This window comes from Rahnella laticis (genome assembly GCF_015644585.1).
Taxonomy (GTDB): Bacteria; Pseudomonadota; Gammaproteobacteria; order Enterobacterales; family Enterobacteriaceae; genus Rahnella; species Rahnella laticis.
In genome coordinates this window covers 429,335-447,711 of the sequence record NZ_JADOBI010000002.1, presented here as the reverse complement: position 1 = coordinate 447,711, position 18,377 = coordinate 429,335, and the positions used below count along the sequence as shown (strand labels likewise).

General features: G+C 52.1%; 15 protein-coding genes. 12 read left to right on the top strand and 3 right to left on the bottom strand.

What is annotated here, in order from left to right; genetic code table 11:
• Positions 1-132: 132 nt before the first annotated feature.
• The 6 genes from IV433_RS05290 (at position 133) to IV433_RS05265 (ending at position 4,503) form a co-directional block, all read left to right on the top strand.
• Positions 133-573 carry an acetyl-CoA carboxylase biotin carboxyl carrier protein gene (locus IV433_RS05290; RefSeq protein WP_195813326.1) on the top strand — a complete coding sequence of 147 codons (441 nt, stop codon included), beginning with the start codon at positions 133-135 and terminating at the stop codon, positions 571-573.
• Positions 570-1,367, top strand: a complete 798-nt coding sequence (locus tag IV433_RS05285) for a LamB/YcsF family protein (RefSeq protein ID WP_195813325.1) — start codon at positions 570-572, stop codon at positions 1,365-1,367. Before IV433_RS05290 ends, IV433_RS05285 begins: the two co-directional genes overlap by 4 nt.
• A gap of 118 nt (positions 1,368-1,485) precedes the next feature.
• The gene (locus tag IV433_RS05280) at positions 1,486-2,235 is read left to right on the top strand and encodes an SDR family oxidoreductase (protein WP_195813324.1); all 750 of its coding nucleotides are present in this window, start codon (positions 1,486-1,488) and stop codon (positions 2,233-2,235) included.
• A 65-nt stretch (positions 2,236-2,300) separates the two neighbouring features.
• Complete coding sequence (locus IV433_RS05275; RefSeq protein WP_195813323.1) at positions 2,301-2,996, top strand: amino acid ABC transporter permease; 696 nt, start codon at positions 2,301-2,303, stop codon at positions 2,994-2,996.
• 4 nt (positions 2,997-3,000) lie between these two features.
• Positions 3,001-3,756: an amino acid ABC transporter permease gene (locus tag IV433_RS05270; RefSeq protein ID WP_195813322.1), complete on the top strand. Its 756-nt coding sequence runs from the start codon at positions 3,001-3,003 to the stop codon at positions 3,754-3,756.
• A gap of 9 nt (positions 3,757-3,765) precedes the next feature.
• Complete coding sequence (locus IV433_RS05265) at positions 3,766-4,503, top strand: amino acid ABC transporter ATP-binding protein (RefSeq protein ID WP_152323830.1); 738 nt, start codon at positions 3,766-3,768, stop codon at positions 4,501-4,503.
• Between the two features lie 51 nt (positions 4,504-4,554).
• Here IV433_RS05265 and IV433_RS05260 read toward each other — a convergent pair whose 3' ends face one another.
• Positions 4,555-5,571 carry a sensor domain-containing diguanylate cyclase gene (locus IV433_RS05260; protein ID WP_195813321.1) on the bottom strand — a complete coding sequence of 339 codons (1,017 nt, stop codon included), beginning with the start codon at positions 5,569-5,571 and terminating at the stop codon, positions 4,555-4,557.
• Between the two features lie 327 nt (positions 5,572-5,898).
• Here IV433_RS05260 and IV433_RS05255 point away from each other — a divergent pair, with 327 nt between their 5' ends.
• Complete coding sequence (locus IV433_RS05255; RefSeq protein ID WP_195813320.1) at positions 5,899-7,095, top strand: MFS transporter; 1,197 nt, start codon at positions 5,899-5,901, stop codon at positions 7,093-7,095.
• 41 nt (positions 7,096-7,136) lie between these two features.
• On the top strand, positions 7,137-8,243 hold the full coding sequence (locus IV433_RS05250; RefSeq protein ID WP_195813319.1) for an alkene reductase: 1,107 nt from the start codon (positions 7,137-7,139) through the stop codon (positions 8,241-8,243).
• Positions 8,244-8,249: 6 nt separating this feature from the next.
• Here the strand turns inward: IV433_RS05250 and IV433_RS05245 are convergent, their stop codons facing one another.
• Positions 8,250-9,161: a LysR family transcriptional regulator gene (locus IV433_RS05245; RefSeq protein ID WP_195813318.1), complete on the bottom strand. Its 912-nt coding sequence runs from the start codon at positions 9,159-9,161 to the stop codon at positions 8,250-8,252.
• 381 nt (positions 9,162-9,542) lie between these two features.
• Between IV433_RS05245 and IV433_RS05240 the strand changes: the two genes are divergently transcribed.
• The 4 genes from IV433_RS05240 (at position 9,543) to IV433_RS05225 (ending at position 17,254) form a co-directional block, all read left to right on the top strand.
• Positions 9,543-10,226, top strand: coding sequence for a helix-turn-helix domain-containing protein (locus tag IV433_RS05240; protein WP_195813317.1), 684 nt, complete (start codon positions 9,543-9,545; stop codon positions 10,224-10,226).
• Positions 10,227-11,566: 1,340 nt separating this feature from the next.
• The gene (locus tag IV433_RS05235; protein ID WP_195813316.1) at positions 11,567-12,925 is read left to right on the top strand and encodes an autotransporter outer membrane beta-barrel domain-containing protein; all 1,359 of its coding nucleotides are present in this window, start codon (positions 11,567-11,569) and stop codon (positions 12,923-12,925) included.
• 765 nt (positions 12,926-13,690) lie between these two features.
• Positions 13,691-15,901: an autotransporter outer membrane beta-barrel domain-containing protein gene (locus IV433_RS05230; protein ID WP_195813315.1), complete on the top strand. Its 2,211-nt coding sequence runs from the start codon at positions 13,691-13,693 to the stop codon at positions 15,899-15,901.
• Positions 15,902-16,297: 396 nt separating this feature from the next.
• The gene (locus tag IV433_RS05225; RefSeq protein WP_195813314.1) at positions 16,298-17,254 is read left to right on the top strand and encodes a LysR family transcriptional regulator; all 957 of its coding nucleotides are present in this window, start codon (positions 16,298-16,300) and stop codon (positions 17,252-17,254) included.
• 18 nt (positions 17,255-17,272) lie between these two features.
• On the opposite strand, the gene IV433_RS05220 is transcribed toward IV433_RS05225, so the two are convergent.
• Positions 17,273-18,337, bottom strand: a complete 1,065-nt coding sequence (locus tag IV433_RS05220; RefSeq protein ID WP_195813528.1) for an ABC transporter substrate-binding protein — start codon at positions 18,335-18,337, stop codon at positions 17,273-17,275.
• Positions 18,338-18,377 lie beyond the last annotated feature (40 nt).

The following is an 18,377-nucleotide window of genomic DNA, read 5'->3' as shown; positions in this document are numbered from 1 at the left end:
CCTTATTACCGCAAAGCGAAATCCTCTTTCCTGACGTCCGCAGTGACACGATAGAGTGCGTTTACCGCCCGCTCAGCGGGTCGTTTTGTCGTCGTTATTGCGCGGGGACACTCTCTCTTTGACGGGATGGATATGGAAAAAAAAGCACCAGCACTCAGCGAGTTGCGCTCTGTCGCACAGAAGATGCGCAAGTCCGGCCTCAGCCAGATTGAACTGCGCGGAAACGGCTTTCGGGTCAGCATAAAATACGCGCCCGTTTCCCCTGCCCTTTTGCCGTGCCGCGTGCCGGACGAAACGCCTGCGCTTCCCGCGCTGGCTGCCCCCGACGCGGTGTGTGCGCCCTTCCCCGGTATCGTGCTGCTACAGCATCCGCTCAGCAAAATTCCGTTTACTCAGCCCGGTGAAATAGTCGGGAAAGACGCGCTGCTCGGCCTGCTGAAAGTCGGCGTGATTTACCTGCCGCTGCGCAGCCCGGTGCAGGGCGTGGTGGAACCCCTTTCCGTAAAAGACGGGGACTGCGTGGAATACGGTGCGGAGATTTTCACGTTACGCCGCGAGGAGCTGGCCGCATGAAATACATCGATTTAAACGCCGATATCGGCGAAGGATTTGGCGATTACACCCTTGCCGACGACGCCGCGCTGATGCCGCTGATCACCTCCGCCAACGTGGCCTGCGGGTTTCACGCCGGGGACGCGGTGATTATGGCGAAAACCGTCGCGCTGGCGAAAAAGTATCAGGTCGATCTCGGTGCACACGTCGGGTTCCCCGATTTGTCCGGGTTTGGCCGCCGCCGGATGCACATCGAACCCGAGATCATGGCGCATTACGTCACTTACCAGCTGGGCGCGCTTTCGGCGTTCGCCAGAGCGGCGCATTACCCGCTGACGCACATGAGTTTTCACGGCGCGCTGGGGAATATGGTCTCCGAAGACGCTCAGCTGGCGCGGGTGTTATTGCAGGCGGTGAAGGATTTCGATGCGCAGATGATCATCAGCACAATGTCCGGCAACGCCGTCGAACGCATGGCGCGTGAGCTGGCGTTACCGGTGATTTGCACGTTTCTCGCCGACCGCGCGTATGAAAGCAACGGGCTGCTGGTCAGCCGGGCGAAACCGGGCGCGGTCATTCATGACAAAGAGCAGGTGCGCACGCGCATCCGCCAGCTGCTGCGCGAAGGCACGGTGCAAAGCATCGACGGCGTGACGCTGCCGGTTACGGCAACGTCGGTTCTGGTTCACGGCGATACGCCGGAATCCATCGAAATGGTGCATACGCTGCGGGAAATTATTGCCGAAATGGACATCGCGCTGATGCCGCCAGCCCGGCAACGCCGCGAGCTGGCGCGGGAAAACGCGCTGTTATAAGTCCCGCTTATCGCCTCACACGGTTTATGTCTTATACCGTCTGAGAATTACTGGATACAGTCAGAAAACACCCACCGGCAGAACATGACGGAGCCGGGGGTTTAACAGGAGAGTCGCAATGCCATTTTCAGATTACAAAACCGCGCTGGTGACCGGCGCATCGGCCGGAATGGGTGAAGCCATTGTCGAACGCCTTTGTCAGGAAGGCATCACGGTTCACGCCGTCGCCCGCCGCGCCGATCAGCTGGCCGCCCTCGCCGCCCGCACTGGTTGTATTCCTCATGCGCTCGATGTCAGCGATCTCGACGCCGTCACGCGCCTGTGCAGCGAAATCAGCGTGGATATTCTGGTGAACAATGCTGGTGTTTCACGCCCCGGCTCTATCCTGAACGCCGATGAAGAATCCGTGGATACGCAGGTGGACGTCAATCTGCGCGCCGTTTTGCATCTCTGCCGCCTGCTGGTGCCGGGCATGATGGAACGCGATCGCGGCCACGTCATTAACATCACCTCGATTGCCGCGATTTATAACTTCGGCGGCAACTCGATTTATCACGCCACCAAAGCCGGCGTTCACGCCCTCTCGCGCCAGCTGCGCGTTGACTGCTACGGCAAGCGGGTGCGCATTACCGAAATCTGCCCAGGCCGCGTGGCGACGGACATTTTCGGCAACGTTTCCGGCGATCACGAAGAAGCCCGCCGCCGCTTCATTGACGGTTTTGAACTGCCGGAAGCCAAAGACATCGCCGACTGCGTGGCGTTTGCCGTCTCTGCGCCGATTGCCGTGAACATCGGCAACATCGAGATCACCCCGACGTTGCAGGTTCCCGGTGGCCTTTCCACCATGCGTCCCGGCGAAGGTCTGTGATTTTCCCGCTAAACCCGTTTTCCTTATAAACCGACAGTTCAACCATTCAGGAGGGTGAAAATACGATGACGCTCGATTTCAGCAAAGTCCTGACCGGTCAGTTCGGGCAGATGATCGTCGATGGACTGGTTGTCACCCTCAAGCTGGCGCTGGGATCCTGGCTGCTGGCGATGTTTATTGCCCTGCTGCTGGTGGTCATCCGGCTGACGCACAAACGCGCCGCCGAATATTTTGTCCGTGCGTATGTGTCGTATCACCGCAATGTGCCGACGCTTATCCAGCTGATGATGTGGTATTTCGCCATTCCGACGCTGCTGCCGGAATCGGTGCAGATGTGGATTAACGATTTTAACGCCGAGTTTCTGTTCTCGATGTTTGCGCTGGGATTATGCCAGGCGGCGTATTTCTCCGAAGACATCCGCAGCGGTTTACGCGCTATTCCTGAAGGGCAAACCGAGGCATCACGCGCCCTGGGCATGAGTTACACCCGTTCTTTGCGTTCGGTGATCCTGCCGCAGGGCATCCGTAACGCGCTGCCGTCGCTGCTCAACCACACCGTTTTACTGTTCAAAAACACCAGCCTGGCGATGGTCATTGGCGTGGCTGAGCTGACTTACGTGACCCGTGATATTGAAAACCAGACGTTCCGCACTTTCGAATCGTATCTGGTGGCCTCTGCCGGTTATCTGTTCTTCTCTCTGCTGCTGATGGGTGCCGGTGCGTTGCTGGCCCGCCGGTTCCAGCGGGTCTACGCGAGGTAATCCCATGCTCGAAATGTTCACGATTTTGCACGACAACGGGATGCTGTTCCTGATGGGACAATACCCGCAGGGGCCGCTCGGCGGGATCCTCTGTACGCTGCTGATTTCCGTGCTGGCCGTGCTGTTTGCGCTGCCGGTGGGAGTTTTGCTCGGGCTGGCGCGTTTATCGCCGTTCCGCTGGCTGAGCTGGCCCGCCGCCTGCTGGGTCTACGGTTTACGCGGTATTCCGCTGCTGATGGTGGTGTTCTGGACGTACTTTTGCGTTCCGTTATTAATCGGCCACAACATCAGCGGGTTCAGCACCATGCTGTGTACGCTGGTGATTTATGAAAGTGCCTATATCGCCGAGATTGTGCGCGGCGGCATTCAGGCGCTGCCCGGCGGCCAGTACGAGGCGGCGCGCGCGTTAGGCATGAGTTATTTCAAAACGCTGCGCCTGATTATTCTGCCGCAGGCGTTGTACAACACACTGCCAAGCCTGGTCAGCCAGCTGGTTTCTATTATCAAAGACAGCACGCTCGGTTACGTGATTAACGTACCGGAGCTGACCTTTGCCGCCAATCAGGTCAACAACCAGCTGCTGACCAAGCCGTTTCAGGTTTTCGCGATTGTCGCGATTGGTTATTACCTGATCTGTTTCAGCCTGACGTGGCTCGCCAATAAGCTGGAAGCGCGCATTACGCGTAAACGGCAGAACCGCGTGCCGGAAGCGGACAACGTGGCGCAGACGATGCTGCTGACCAAGACTCAATCACAATAAGGAACGACGATGCGACCGGTGATCTTATTTAATCAGGTCAATAAATGGTATGGCGAATACCAGGCGCTGACCGATCTGAGTGCAGAAATTAAAAGCGGTGAAGTGGTGGTGGTGTGCGGGCCGTCCGGCTCGGGGAAATCAACGCTGATCCGCACCGTCAACCGGCTGGAGCCAATTGAAGAAGGCCAGATTTTATTTGATGGTATCGACATTCACGGCACCAGCACGCGCCTGAACCAGCTGCGCACGCGCATCGGGTTTGTGTTCCAGAACTTCAACCTTTTCCCGCACGTTTCGGTGCTGGAAAACATCATGATGTCGCCGGTGAAAGTGCTCGGAGTGAAGCGGCAGGAAGCGCGTCAGCATGCGGGTGAACTGCTGGAACGCGTCGGTTTGTCGCACAAAGCCAATGCCTATCCGGCGCAGCTTTCCGGCGGGCAACAGCAGCGCGTCGCCATTGCGCGGGCGTTAGCCATGAAACCGCCGGTGATGTTGTTTGATGAACCGACGTCAGCGCTGGATCCGGAAATGGTTGGTGAAGTGCTGAACGTGATGCGCGGTCTGGCGCGCGAAGGCATGACCATGATGTGCGTGACGCACGAAATGAATTTTGCCCGTGAAGTGGCGGACACGATCTGGTTTATGGATCAGGGGAAAATTCTGGAGAAATCCACGCCGGAGAACTTCTTCACGCGTCCGCAGCACGCCCGTGCGCAGAAGTTTTTGAGCGATTTACATCACAACTGATTTCTGAATACCGCGCCTTTGGAGTAAAACGCAAAGGCGCAGGATCCGGCTTTACTTCACTTTTGTTCTTCTCTGGTTTTTATCCAGATACATTGCCTGATCGGCTTCATGCAGCGCCTGATCCGGATTAACGGCAGCAGGATTAATGGCGATCGCGCCGATGCTCGGGCCTGCGTAATCCAGCGTGCACGAATGCAGTTTGTATTCGCCGGTAAGCATACTGCGCAGACGGGTTTTGAATGCATCCGCCGCCAGTTGCGCGTCATCAAATCCTGACGGCCCTTCTCCGGCGACGATAAATTCGTCACCGCCGACACGCCCGAGAATTTCCCCTTTCGCAGCGCCCGCTTTCAGCCTTTGCCCGACGGCATACAGGAAATCATCGCCCGTTTCGTGGCCGTAGATATCATTGATCTGCTTGAAATTATCCAGATCGGTAAATGCCACCAGAACATAATTCGCCTTATCAGCGGCACGATCAAACAGGTCGGGCAGCGTTTCAAACACCGCGCGGCGGTTAGGCAATTCGGTGAGTTCATCGGTCAGGCTGACGGCAGTCAGCGCGGCATTCGCCTCTTGCAGCTTTTTCAGCAACTGTTCGTTCTGAATCTGCTGGGCGATCAGTTGCGCGAAAAGCTGCAACACCTGTTCGCTGCGTTCCGAAAGCTCGCGATTTTCTGAACTGGCGGCGCACAGCGTGCCGTACAGCGAACCATCCACCAGCGTCACCGGCGTGCTCACGTAAGTCATGATCCCCAGCGCTTTTGCCGCCTCGGAATCGCCCCAGATACTGGCGACATCGCAGGTATAACGGCGGCCTTCGTCGAGCGCGCGCTTGCACAACGTATCGCCCCACGGCACCGAAAGCCCCTCGGGAATTTGCATACTTTGCGTGTTGCGGGAGAACAGGATGTGCTGGTAATCGCCGTCCGGCTCGATGCGGGTGAGATACGTCGATTCCATATTGGTCACCAGCTCAAGCATTTCAAGAAGCTGTCGAACGAGTCCTTCAAGCGTGTATTCAGATTCTAACGCACTCGAAATGCGCTCAATAAGATTGTCAGACATTACTCGGGATAAACCTTTTCTTTTAATGGTCGTGCGGGGAAACCCTGGGCCGCGCATTTTATCATAGTTTCCGGCGAAGTAATCCCCTGCCGATATGATGAGCGTTGAAATATTTACACTGCAATTCATTGAATTAATTATCAATTAATAAAGTTTCGGTTAAGTCGCATTGTAAAAATCGGACAAAAACGATACGGCACGTCCCGCATTCCATTGGCGAAGTTATGTCTACTAAGATGCGCCCGGAGAGGCCTTTCCGAATAATACGAACTGCCGGATGATCAGGTTCAACTTTTCATCTGCACATTCGGTTCCACAAGGCTTTCAATGCAAAATAAAAATTCACTCCTGCTGCTGACACTTTCCGTCGCAGTTTTCAGCGTCATTACCACGGAAATTGGCATCATCGGATTGTTGCCGAAACTCATCGAACAGCTCCACGTCACCGCCACACAGGTTGGTTTTCTGGTCAGCATTTACGCCGTGATCGTCGCCGTCACCGGCCCCTTCATTACGCTTTTGCTGTCAGGGTTTAACAAAAAAACCGTGCTGCTTTCGATTCTCTTTGTGTTCGTGGTTTCCAACCTGATTTACGCCACTACCGACGTCTTCAATATGATGCTGGTCTTCCGCATTCTTCCGGCACTCACGCACGCGGTATTCTTTGCGGTCGCGCTGGTGGTTGCCACGCAGGCCGTGCCGAAAGAAAAAAGTGCCGGTGCGGCGGCGAAAGTGTTTGCCGGTGTGGCGATCGGGCTGGTGCTCGGCGTGCCGTTAAGTTCGCTGATTGCGGAACATTTATCGCTGGCCGGTGCGTTCTACTTTGCGGCGATGTCCTGCGCCCTCGCGTTCTTCGGGATCCTCTTCTTCGTCCCTTCGATGCCTGCCACGGCCAAAGTGTCCTTCGCCAGCCAGGTGAGCGTGCTGCGTAACGGCAAGCTATGGCTGACGATCGTCACGGTCACGATGATTTTCGCCGCGATGTTCTCGAGTTTCAGCTACGTGGCGGATTACCTGTCACGCGTCACGCACCTCAACAGCAATATGATCACGGCGATGCTCATCGTCTTTGGTGTCTGCGGGTTCGCCGGGAACTTTGTGTTCAGCAGCTTCCTGCAAAAAAACGCCAACAAAACGACACATCTGTATCCGGTGCTGTACGCGCTGATTTTCATCCTCGTCTGGCTGGCCGGTGACTCCCTGCTTGCCATGTGGGCACTGATGATTTTCTGGGGCGCATTCCACTCTTCCGGGCTGGTGGTCAGCCAGACGTGGCTGATGCGCGAAGCCAGCCAGGCGCCGGAATTCGCCAACAGCCTGTACATGTCATTTTCAAATCTGGGCATCACCGTCGGTTCACTGGCGGGCGGCTGGTTTATCGCCGAATTCGGTACGCGTTCAGTGGTGCTGAGCAGCATCATTTTCGCCGCCGCCGCGTGGCTCAGTATTTACATCAAACAGCGCGTGGACGCCGGTGACCTTGCCTGCCAGACCCACAGAAACGAACACGCGAAACAGAATTAATTCCGCATTTTTCTAACAACATTCAGTGAAAGGAGAGAACCATGGAGAAATTATTTACGCCGTACAAACTGGGGGATATCACATTATCCAACCGCGTGGTGATGGCACCGATGACCCGTTCGCGTGCGGATAAAGGCGACACGGCGGACGAACTGACCGCCCGCTATTATCAGCAGCGCGCCTCTGCCGGGCTGATCGTTTCTGAAGGTTCGCAGATTTCCGTTCAGGGCCAGGGTTACGCCTTCACGCCGGGGATTTATAACGAAGCGCAGGTCAGAGGCTGGGCGCTGACAACAAAAGCGGTGCATGACAAAAACGGCAAAATCTTTATCCAGCTCTGGCACGTGGGCCGCGTTTCGCACACCAGCCTGCAAAATAAAGGTGAAGCGCCGGTGAGTTCGGTAGCGGTCAGGGCAGAAAACGCCACCTGCTTCGGGATTAACGACGAAGGCAAATATGGCCCGGTCGCCGTTTCCATGCCGCGCGCGTTATCCAAAGAGGAAATCCGCGGCGTGGTGCAGGATTACGTGACTGCCGCGAAAAACGCCATCCGCGCCGGGTTCGACGGGGTGGAAATCCACGCGGCCAACGGCTATCTGGCGGAGCAGTTCATCAACGGCGGCTTAAATACCCGTGAAGATGAATACGGCGGCGCGGAAATTGCCAACCGCCTGCGCTTTGTGCTGGAAGTGACGGACGCCGTGGCGGAGGCCATTGGTGCCGGTAAAACCGGGATCCGCCTCGCGCCGTTTGGTCGTCTTTTTGATATGCATGAATTTGAAGGTGAAGCGGAAACCTGGTTAACGCTGGCCGCAGAACTCAGCACGCGTTCGCTGGCCTTTGTGCATCTGAGCGACCAGCAAAGCCTCGGCGCGCAGGCGATTCCGCAAGGATTCACGGATTCATTCCGCAAAGCCTATTCCGGCACACTGATCATCGCAGGCAGTTTTGAGAAAGACCGTGCGGAGGCCTGGTTGCAGGCAGACCGCGCTGACCTGATTGCCTTTGGCCGACCGTTTATTTCCAACCCGGATCTGGTCGAACGGATGGCAAATAACTGGCCGCTGACGGAGCCGGATCGCGCCACGTTTTACGGCGGCAACGAAAAAGGCTACACCGATTACCCGTTCTATGACGAAAAAGCATAAGCCGCATCAGTCGAGCTGGCCGTCTTCCGCGGCTTTGATCAGCGTATCCACCACAAAGCGGATTTTCGGTAACAGCTGACGGCTTTTAGGCCACAACGCGCTGACAGGCATTTCTCCCCCGGAATGCCCTGTCAGCACCTCTTTCAGCTCCCCGCTTGCCAGATATTTCCCTACCAGCCACAGCGGCAATTGCGAAAGCCCGCAACCGGCCAGCACGCCTGCCAGCATGGCGTCGCCGTCGGCAAATTCGTACGTCGCGGGCGGCGTATAGCGGCTCACGTCGCCGCGCGCGTTGCGCAGGATCCAGAATTTTGGCTGATTGCGCCGCACGCCCACCACGCAGCGATGCTGGCTGAGTTCTTCAGGTTCATGCGGTTCGCCATATTGCGCGAGATAATCCGGCGCGGCGCAGATCACCAGCTTTTGCGTGGTCAGACGGCGCGCTATCAGCCCGCTGCTGTCGGTCAGTTCCCCGATACGCACCACCAGATCGATACCCTCTTCAATCGGATCGATAAACCGCTCGCTGAACGTAATCGTCATTTCCAGTTCAGGATATTGCCGGATAACTGCCAGCAGATGCGGCATGATCCGCTGCCGCCCGAACGCCGCCGGTAAATCTACCCGCAACCGGCCGGAGGGTTTTGCGGTATGCGACATCAGTTCCGCCTCGGCCTGTTCCAGAATTTCAATCGCGTTCTGGCTGCTTTGCAGATAACGCTCACCGTCCGGCGTCAGGCTGAGCCGCCGCGTCGAACGCTGAAAAAGTTGCAGCCCGAGCCGCGCTTCCAGCCGCCCGACGCTTTTCGCCACCGCCGATTTCGTCAGCCCCAGCCGTTCCGCCGCCGCGGTAAAACTCCCGCACTGCGCCGTCGTGACAAACGCCGTGATACCACCCAGATGATCTGTTTTGCGCATTTCGTAATGTTCCGGAATCTGAAAATGTTGGCGGGTTTGCTTAGCACGCATTGTGGAATATATGGATACATTCACGCAAGAAAAAGAGCAAACGGCGAACATCAGGCATCATGAAGGCTTTTGGAATGGGTTTGTCCAGCCAGGCCAGTTTCCGTCATTTTCTTAAAAGAATGACGCTTCACTAATATCCAACCGCGCTGAGGACCTCTGTATTATCACCTGCTAATAGGGGGGACTTCTTATATCGCTATTTCAGTGTCTAGTTTTGGACGTCTCCTCTCCTTGCCTCTGGTCAGTTTTGTTTGAATAATGTCCGCCAACATAAATAGAACACTTAATCTTTTGGATTATTAATTAAGAATGGACGCAACCGGAGTTACCATGACGATTACCTCTGATTCCCCCCCAGTGCAGCTTCCAATGGAAAAACCGCTGGCAGCACTGGAAGAGCTTGTTTCCCTATTTCTCCCATATGCGACACCTCTGCTGGAAAAAAGAAGAGGCGATGGCAGCTTAAATTTATATGAAAATAACCTGCTGACGGTGGCGCTTGTCACTGAAGGTGAAGTGAACATCTACCACCGTTCGGATATGGTGCTGCTTGCCACCGCCCGGGCACCCTTTATTTTGGGGTTACAAGGGTCACGTTTTCAGTACACGCTGTTCAAAATCTTACCCACTAAAGAGTCTAAAATCAGCCTGTTACCCCGTGAAAAAGCGCTGAAACTCGCGGTTAAACACCGTGTTTTCCCGCACGTTCTTACCTATCAAACCTATCTCAATGATTACCAGGCTAACCGCAATAATTTGCTGATTAACAGAACGTCACTGCACATTGTTTGCGGCTTACTTGAAGAACTGGCGAAATTAAAGCCAGAGGAGAGGCTGAAAACAGGCGTATCTAAATTCGTACTCACGCGCAGTAATCTTGCACGAAGCGGAATCATGAAGATTATTGCAACCCTGCGTGAAGAGGGATATATCATCATCGAGAATGGTAAGTTAATTCAGATAATTAAAAGCCTTCCCGCACCCGATTCTGCAAAAAATGCTCACCCCATCTGATCCCGGCTTGCCGGATGGGTTAATTTTGATAAATTTTTTTTTAAAAAAATGTTTTTTGCACTATACATATCGTTATTCAGCATTGGTTATCAAATTTAGAAAAAAGGAATATTCTTCAGTACTGTCCAAAAGTGGACGAGTATAGCCAATAAAAAATAGATATTCTCCTTCCATCGAATTTCACTCCCCCTGAGATTAAATTCAAACATCAGTATTATCTCTGCCGTCAAGTTTAAGATGGCAACAGGAATAATGCGAAATATATTCAACAAGGAAGGATTTTAGGAATGAAAACAAAAAAAATTTACAGATGCTCAACAAAAAAATTGTTGCTAGCCTCATTGATATCGGCAGCAAGTGCAAATAGCGCGCAGGCTGTAGATTATGATTACAGCAATCAAAACGTAACGGATGAAATATATTTAACCAGCCGCGAAAGTTACAATTTCACCGCTAAAAACAGTATTTTTAACTCCTCAGTTGCTTTAAAAAATATGGATATTGGCGACAATGCAAACATACTGATATCGGATAGCCACTTTACAAATACAAAACCAGCCCCAATAAATAGCAATTCACTATTTATTCAATCAGTGGATGAATTAAATTTAGTGATAAAAAATACCGTAATTGATAAAAAAACCGGCATTTCTCTATTCGTACTTCAAGACGCGGTTGCAACGGCAAGGGCAAATATTAATATATCTGATTCGAACTTTAGCGAAACTTTGATGCTGAATACCTCGAGTTATTATCTATCAGTTGATAATAGCCAGCTAGCTAAAATTCAAGGGACGACTAATATGTCCCGGGATGGAGTCGAAAGGAACAATGATATCTTTACTGATGTAACAGACAGCAATATAACCGGTGCAATTTCATTGATGAGCGCCGGAGCTACAACGCTGAACCTCAAGAATACAGATACGCAACAACCTAAAGGTTCAACGCAGGATATATCAGTTTTTTCCAGTACAGACAGCATTGTTGATATTGATAATTATACAACAGCGTCCCTGATTGTAAAAGGCGCGGGCAATACCAGTGTTAATCTCAAAAACAATACAACCATCAATGGGAATATAAATCTTAATGGTTCTGTGATATTGTTAAACCTAGATAAATCAGATGTCAATGGGAATATTTCAACCGGTAACACCTCGGATAGCGCGGGAAAAAAATCTGACACAACAATTAATGTATCCAACGCTATCTATCGCGGAAATATTACATCGACAAGTAATATAGCGTCCGATGCTTTAACGGTAAATGTTAATAACGGCGGCATAATTGGCGGGGAATCGATCGGCGCGCCTCAGAAAATAACCAATTACGATTCTGTGAATTTCAACGTCAATTATGTTGATCCGTCGCTGGTTAATACCGGCAAAGCGTCTTATTTCTTCTTCAATGACGGCGAGCAAGTGACAATAGCAAACTCTATTGATGGCCGTTATATTGCGGACACGGTGCGCACCGGTTCCTATGTGCTTGACCGTATGGCCTATAAAATCACGGATGAAAGCGCCGCACAGAATTTAGCGGAAAAAGGCTACTACAGCATCGCATTTACCGCGAATGAAATGCCACCGACGCCGCTTAAACCTCCGTTGCCGCCATTACCGGTTGATCCTGTCAATCCTGTAGATCCGGTTGACCCTGTTAATCCGGTAGACCCGGTTAATCCTGTCGATCCGGTAAATCCTGTCGATCCGGTAAACCCTGTTGATCCCGTTAACCCGGTAACACCGGTCAAAAATATTGCCGCTGACTTACAGGCTGCGCAGGCCGGTCTGTTAGCCAGTGACGATATGATCCACCGCATCGCAGGCAGCATCACCCAGCATCTGGACGCCCGCCATATGGGTGAAAACAGTGCGCAAACTGCGGACAGCAATGTCTGGATGGACGGCATTTATTCCGGCGGCGACCGCACGGCGGGCACTACCGAATACAGCAACGATATTTCCGGCTTCCAGTTGGGCGCGGACACCTCCTGGGCGCTGGCTAACGGCGACACCCTTTCCATCGGTGCCGGCCTCGGTTATCTGCACAACGATCTGGATGTGACCAGCAGCGACGGCAGTAACGACATCGACGGTAATTATTACAGCCTGTACGCGGGCTGGACGCAGCATCAGGCCGAAGGCCAGAACTGGCATCTGTTCGCAGACACCACCGCGACTTACGGCGACATGAGCTATTCAGCGTCCGGTAAAGACGGCACGCTGAAAGCCGGTGGCGATTATGACGGTAACTCCTGGTTATGGCAGGCGCGCGTCGGTGCGCAGATCAATCTGGCGCAGGACTGGTGGGTTCAGCCTTACACCGTTCTCGGTTACAGCCAGACGGAAACTGATGCGTATAACGATGGCTACAGCCACGTCGCAGACGGTAAATTCAGCGCAGGTTTTGCCGGTGCGGGCGTGAAAGCGGGTAAAAACATCACCCTCAAAGGCGGCCAGGTATTGCGTCCGTATATCGAAACCTCCTACGTCGGGCGTTTCTCTGAGGACACGAAATTCAATACCTCCGATTACAACTTCGGCGGCCAGAACCTCAACGGCGGCAGCGTCGGTGCCGGGCTGAACGCACAGCTGAGCAAGAACTGGAGCACCACCGCGAAGGTGAATACGTTGGTTGCAAGCGACGTCAGCAACGAAGTTCACGCGTATTTAGGTGCGGAATTTAAATTCTAAAACTGCATCAATCCGTAATATTCAAAACTGTAAGGCCGCGAAAGCGGCCTTTTTTGTTTCGGCGCTCTGCTATGACTCGCAAGACCTCCCTGAAAGTCCCTTATGTAGACCTGAATTATCAAAAATTAATATCTACCACATCAATACATTGACACCATGTAATACTCGCAACTTATCAATGCACATTTTTTCCAGTCCAAAATTGGACAAGAAATGAAAAGCAAAAGTCGATATTCTTGCGCCATGAAATCCCCGGCAAGTCAGGGATTTAATTCTGGCGCCAATACCACTTTGACCTGAAAACAAAGGCGAAGTCGTGCGCAATTTTATTCCTGCTACCAAGCGAATTTAATTCATCTGCGGCCAGCAGACGGAAGATATATTCGTGAAAAAAGAGTTTACGCGATGAAAAAACGAATAAGTTATTCATGTCATACGAAAAGAGTAGTTCTGGCGTCTTTAATCTCTCTGGCTATTACAAACAGTGCACATGCTCAAACACCCCCACTGAATTACGGTAATGAAACCATTAATGATTCGATTAACTTTTCGGGTCCCGATAACCTGCAATTCACTGCTGACGGAACAACGTTCAACAATACGATTAATGTGGCCTCAACGGGTGGAAACGTTGACGTCAGCCTGACGGACGCTCACATAACCGATAATTCAGAATCAGCGTCATATAGTCTCTCTGTTCAGGCCGATACCGGCGGCGGCACAGCCGTATTTAATGCTGACAACCTGCAATTACAGGGACGAAGCGTGAATGTCAAAGGCTATGCAGCAGATGTCGATATTACCGACAGCGATTTTGAAACGGAGAGCGGATATGACTCGTTGAGAATCTCTCAGCAAGGTAACGGGCCGGGTAACGTTAATATTACCGGCTCGCATTTCAGCAATAAAGTGTCATTAAACGCGGGGGCAAACCTGTCACTGTACGTCGACAACAGCCATTTTGACGGTGGAATATTTGATGTTCAGAATGAAGACTCTGATACCGAAATCAAAAACAGTACGTTCGATGACCAGATTAATATTCAGTCACTTTATGGTTCTGCCACGGTCTCACTCGATAATGTCGATTCGATAACCCCGGATGATTCATCATCGGTGCAAATTTCTACCGCCCAAGACAGCACGCTGAATATTACCCATTCCCGTTTCTCAAATGCCGCGCAGATGTATATTTCGAGTACCGCTTCCGGTGCGACGGCGAAAATAAACATTGCCGACAGCCAGATTGGCATTCCCGGCGGTAGCGACCAGAAATATATGGTTTTAGCGACCACCTATTCATCCGAAAGTGGTGCGACTGGTGCAGCACAACTGAATATCGCAAACAGCCAGATTAACGGTGCTATCGGCACGATGAATATGAATAAAGGCGGTGCGGTAATTAACCTGACCGACGGTACTGTAGTCAATGGCAACGCCGGTCTGATGGGATCCGATATGCAGCTCAATATTGATGGCGCGCAGCTGAACGGCAATATTGATGTCGACAGTGCCGGAGATACCGCCAGTGATGTGACCCGCACTACGGTCAATATCACCAACGCTACGTATCGCGGGAATATTACGTCGCGCGATAATGCGGCTGACGATTCGTTAACGCTGAACGTCAATAACGGCGGTGTGATCGGTGGTGAAGATATCGATAACTCCCAGCGCATCACCGGGTTTAACCAGGTGAATGCCACGATTAATTATGTCGATCCGTCACTGGTGAATACCGGAAAATCCTCTTACTTTTTCTTCAACGACGGCGAAGACGTCGCGATTACCAACAAAGTCGGCGCGAATTCTGTTCTGAATGACGTGCGCAGTGGCTCTTATGTGCTGGATCATATTAATTATCAGGTCACCGACGAGAGCAGTAAACAAGGGCTGACGGACAAAGGCTATTACAGTATCGCATTCAGCACTGACCCGACGCCGGATCCAACACCCGATCCAACGCCAACTCCGACACCTGACCCAACGCCGGATCCGACACCAGAACCCGCACCATCGCCGAAACCGGTTGAAACTGTCGCGGCAGATTTACAAGCCGCGCAGGCGGGTCTGTTAGCCAGCGATGACATGATTCACCTGATTGCCAACAGCGTGACTCAGCATCTCGACGCGCGCCATATGGGCGAAAATAGCGCGCAGAAATCCGACAGTAATGTCTGGATGGACGGCATGTATTCCGGCGGTGACCGCACGGCGGGCTCCACGCAGTACAGCAACGATATTTCCGGGTTCCAGTTAGGCGGCGATACGTCACAGGCACTTTCGAACGGCGATCTGCTGACTATAGGCGCCGGGCTGGGTTACCTCTATAACGATCTGGATCTTACCAGTGCCAACGGCAGCAATGACGTCAGCGGTAATTATTACAGCCTGTATAGCAGCTGGACGCAGCATCAGGCGGCCGGAAAAAACTGGCACCTGTTTGCTGACACTATCGCGACGTACGGCGACATGACCTATTCCGCTTCCGGGAAAGACGGCAATACCCGCGCCGGTGGCGATTACAACGGTAAATCGTGGTTATGGCAGGCGCGCGCCGGTGCTCAAGTTAATCTGGCGAATGACTGGTGGGTTCAGCCGTACGCCGTTTTAGGATACAGCCAGGATAAAACCGATGCTTATAACGACGGTTACAGCCAGGTTTCCAGCGGGAAATACAGCGGCGGATTTGCCGGTGGCGGCGTGAAAGCCGGTAAAAACATCACCCTGAAAGGCGGCCAGACGTTGCGCCCTTATGTGGAAGCGGCGTACGTCGGGCGCTTCTCCGAAAATACGCGCTTCACGACATCCGACTATAAATTCAGCGGGCAGAACCTGAACGGTGGCAGTTTTGGCGTCGGGTTGAACGCAACTCTGAGCAAAAACTGGAGCGCCACGGCTAAAGTGAATACACTTGTCGCCAGTGACGTGAGCAATGAAGTTCATGCGTATCTGGGCGCTGAGTATAAGTTTTAATTAACAAAACTTTAAATCATGCTTGCGTTCCGCAAAGCCCCGGCCCTCTCAACAGCCGGGGCTTTTTTGTGTGCTGAAGGCTTCGTTTCTCTCTTTCAGTGTTTAGCTTTGCCAAAATACGTTCCGCTGTACGGAGCAGTCAGGTGATCGTGGAAGAGTTGTCTGAGGGTTTGCCCGGGTTCAATGGCGTCGAAAAGAACCGAATACAGTATTTTCGCCATAAACTTGGTGGCCGCAACGTGTCACTGAGTGAGGTAAAAGTTTTGCCACACCACCGCTGTGTGCCCATCATGCCGGGCTTTCAGTGTGCGCAATCTTTTCTGTTTATTCGCGATCTTTACTATTAAACTAAGGCAATAGTTTGGGAAAAATTTTATTAATAGCGAGTAATAAAAGATGCAAAACAATAATATCATTGAAAATATAAAAAAAATAAGCGCCTTTGACTTTAATTTATTGTTTATTTTTGAAACTATTTTTATCTATTCCAGCGTTTCTATCGCAGCAGAACAATTAGATTCCAGCCCTTCTTCGGTCAGTCAGTCACTGAAGAGATTGCGCACCTATTTCTCTGATCCGCTTTTCGTTCGTAAAGGCCAGAGTTTGGTCCCAACAACCGTCGCCATTAGCTTACATGAAAAAATCAGCAAAGAATTAAACGGACTGGTTAACAGCCTGGTTAATACCTCGAAATCTGAAACAACGCATAAATTTATCGTCTATTCAGCACCTTATACGGCTCAGCGTATTTTACCCAGCATATGTTCAGAAATATACAGAAAAAATTTACCCTACCAGATTACTCACATCAGTGCTGATGCTTCACTCGACGCTGCCGAGGATATCCTGACTTACCGCAAGGCAGACGTTGTTTTTGATACCACACCGGATTATGGCAACTCAACCACAACGACGTTATATATGCAGGAAAGTATCGTCGCAGTATGCAGTAAATCGCACCCCCGTCTCGGCACAACATTAAGTAAAGAGGAAATGCAAAATGAAACGTTTGTGCGCCTGAATATCAATACTGTTGGAATACAAAGGCCATTAAAAGAATACAGCAAATACCTTAGCGACAGAAAATTCATATTTCCCAGCGGTTGTATTGATGTGAACGCAGCGGTATTAGAAGCCACAGATTCCGTGGCCTTTGTCAGTGAATGGTTCTTCGATAATTTTGGCCAAAACTATAACTTAAAAAAACTGGATATAGATTTCGATTTCAAACCAGTCGAATTTTACATGACATACAATAAAAGCTCTTTAAATAATATTCACTTCGCGGGCTTCATCGACGTTGTAAAAAGAAATATTAAAATGAATCTGGTGCCTTCAGGCAGCGTTAGCTGAAAGCCCCCGATCTCATTTTTAATGTTTACCTTTGCCGAAATACGTTCCGCTGTACGGAACGGGCAGGTAATCGTGGAAGAGTTGTCTGAGGGTTTGCTCAGGTTCGATGTCGGCGAAAAGATCCGGATACAGCGTTTTCGCCATGAACTCTGTGGCCGCAACGTGCCACGGGCTGAGGTAAAAGTTCTGCCATATCACCGCCGTGTGGCCGTTATGCAGGGCTTTCAGCGTGCGCAACCCGTTCTGCTGCGCGGTTAATTGCGCCAGACTTTGCTGAACCATTTCAGGGGAAATGGCCGGACCAAGTTTCAGGTCGTCTTTGTCGTTAACGTCGCCCGCCCCGGTCGCGATATAAAATTCCGGCTGCGCCATGATCACGGATTCTTCATTCAGACGACCAAATACGCCGCCGACGGTTTTGCTGGCAATGTTGTCGCCACCGGCAAACGTCAGCAATTCGCCGAGGCTGCCTTTCACCGCCGTCACGCAGCATTCATTACGACGCCCCAGATGCAACTGGAGCAACACCGTGGGTTTCGGGCCCTTGTACGCCGCCAGCCGGTCGTGTATCACCTGCATATGCGAGCGATAAAACTGCGTGAATGCCTGCGCGCGCTCAGTCTGGTTAAACACTTCACCGAGAATTTCCACGCTGCGGGCGGTATTTTTCAGCAGATGGACGCGCAGATCGATTCTTACCACCGGAATGTGCGCCGCTTTCAGCATCTGCAACAGCCGTAAATCCGCATCGTCGTAGCGCGCCAGACTCGGCAAAATCACCACGTCAGGTTTCAGCGCCAGCACTTTCTCCGGGTTCATTTCATCAGGCCCGCCGCCGCCCAGCACCGGGATTTTCAGCATCTGCGGGAATTTTTGCGTAAATACCGCCCAGGTCTGGCTGTCGTACCGCTTTAAATCCAGCGGCCAGCCGACAATGCGTTTCACCGGATCGCCGGTTTCGAGCATCGCCAGCGTATACAGCATCCGGCTTTCGCCCAGCACAATACGCTGCGGATCATCGGGGATTTCGACCTGATTCCCGTCAATATCCGTTACCGTTCGCGCCTGCACCGCCGCGCTCATCACGGCACTCAGCAGCGCCAGCGCGAGTAGCACGGGTCTG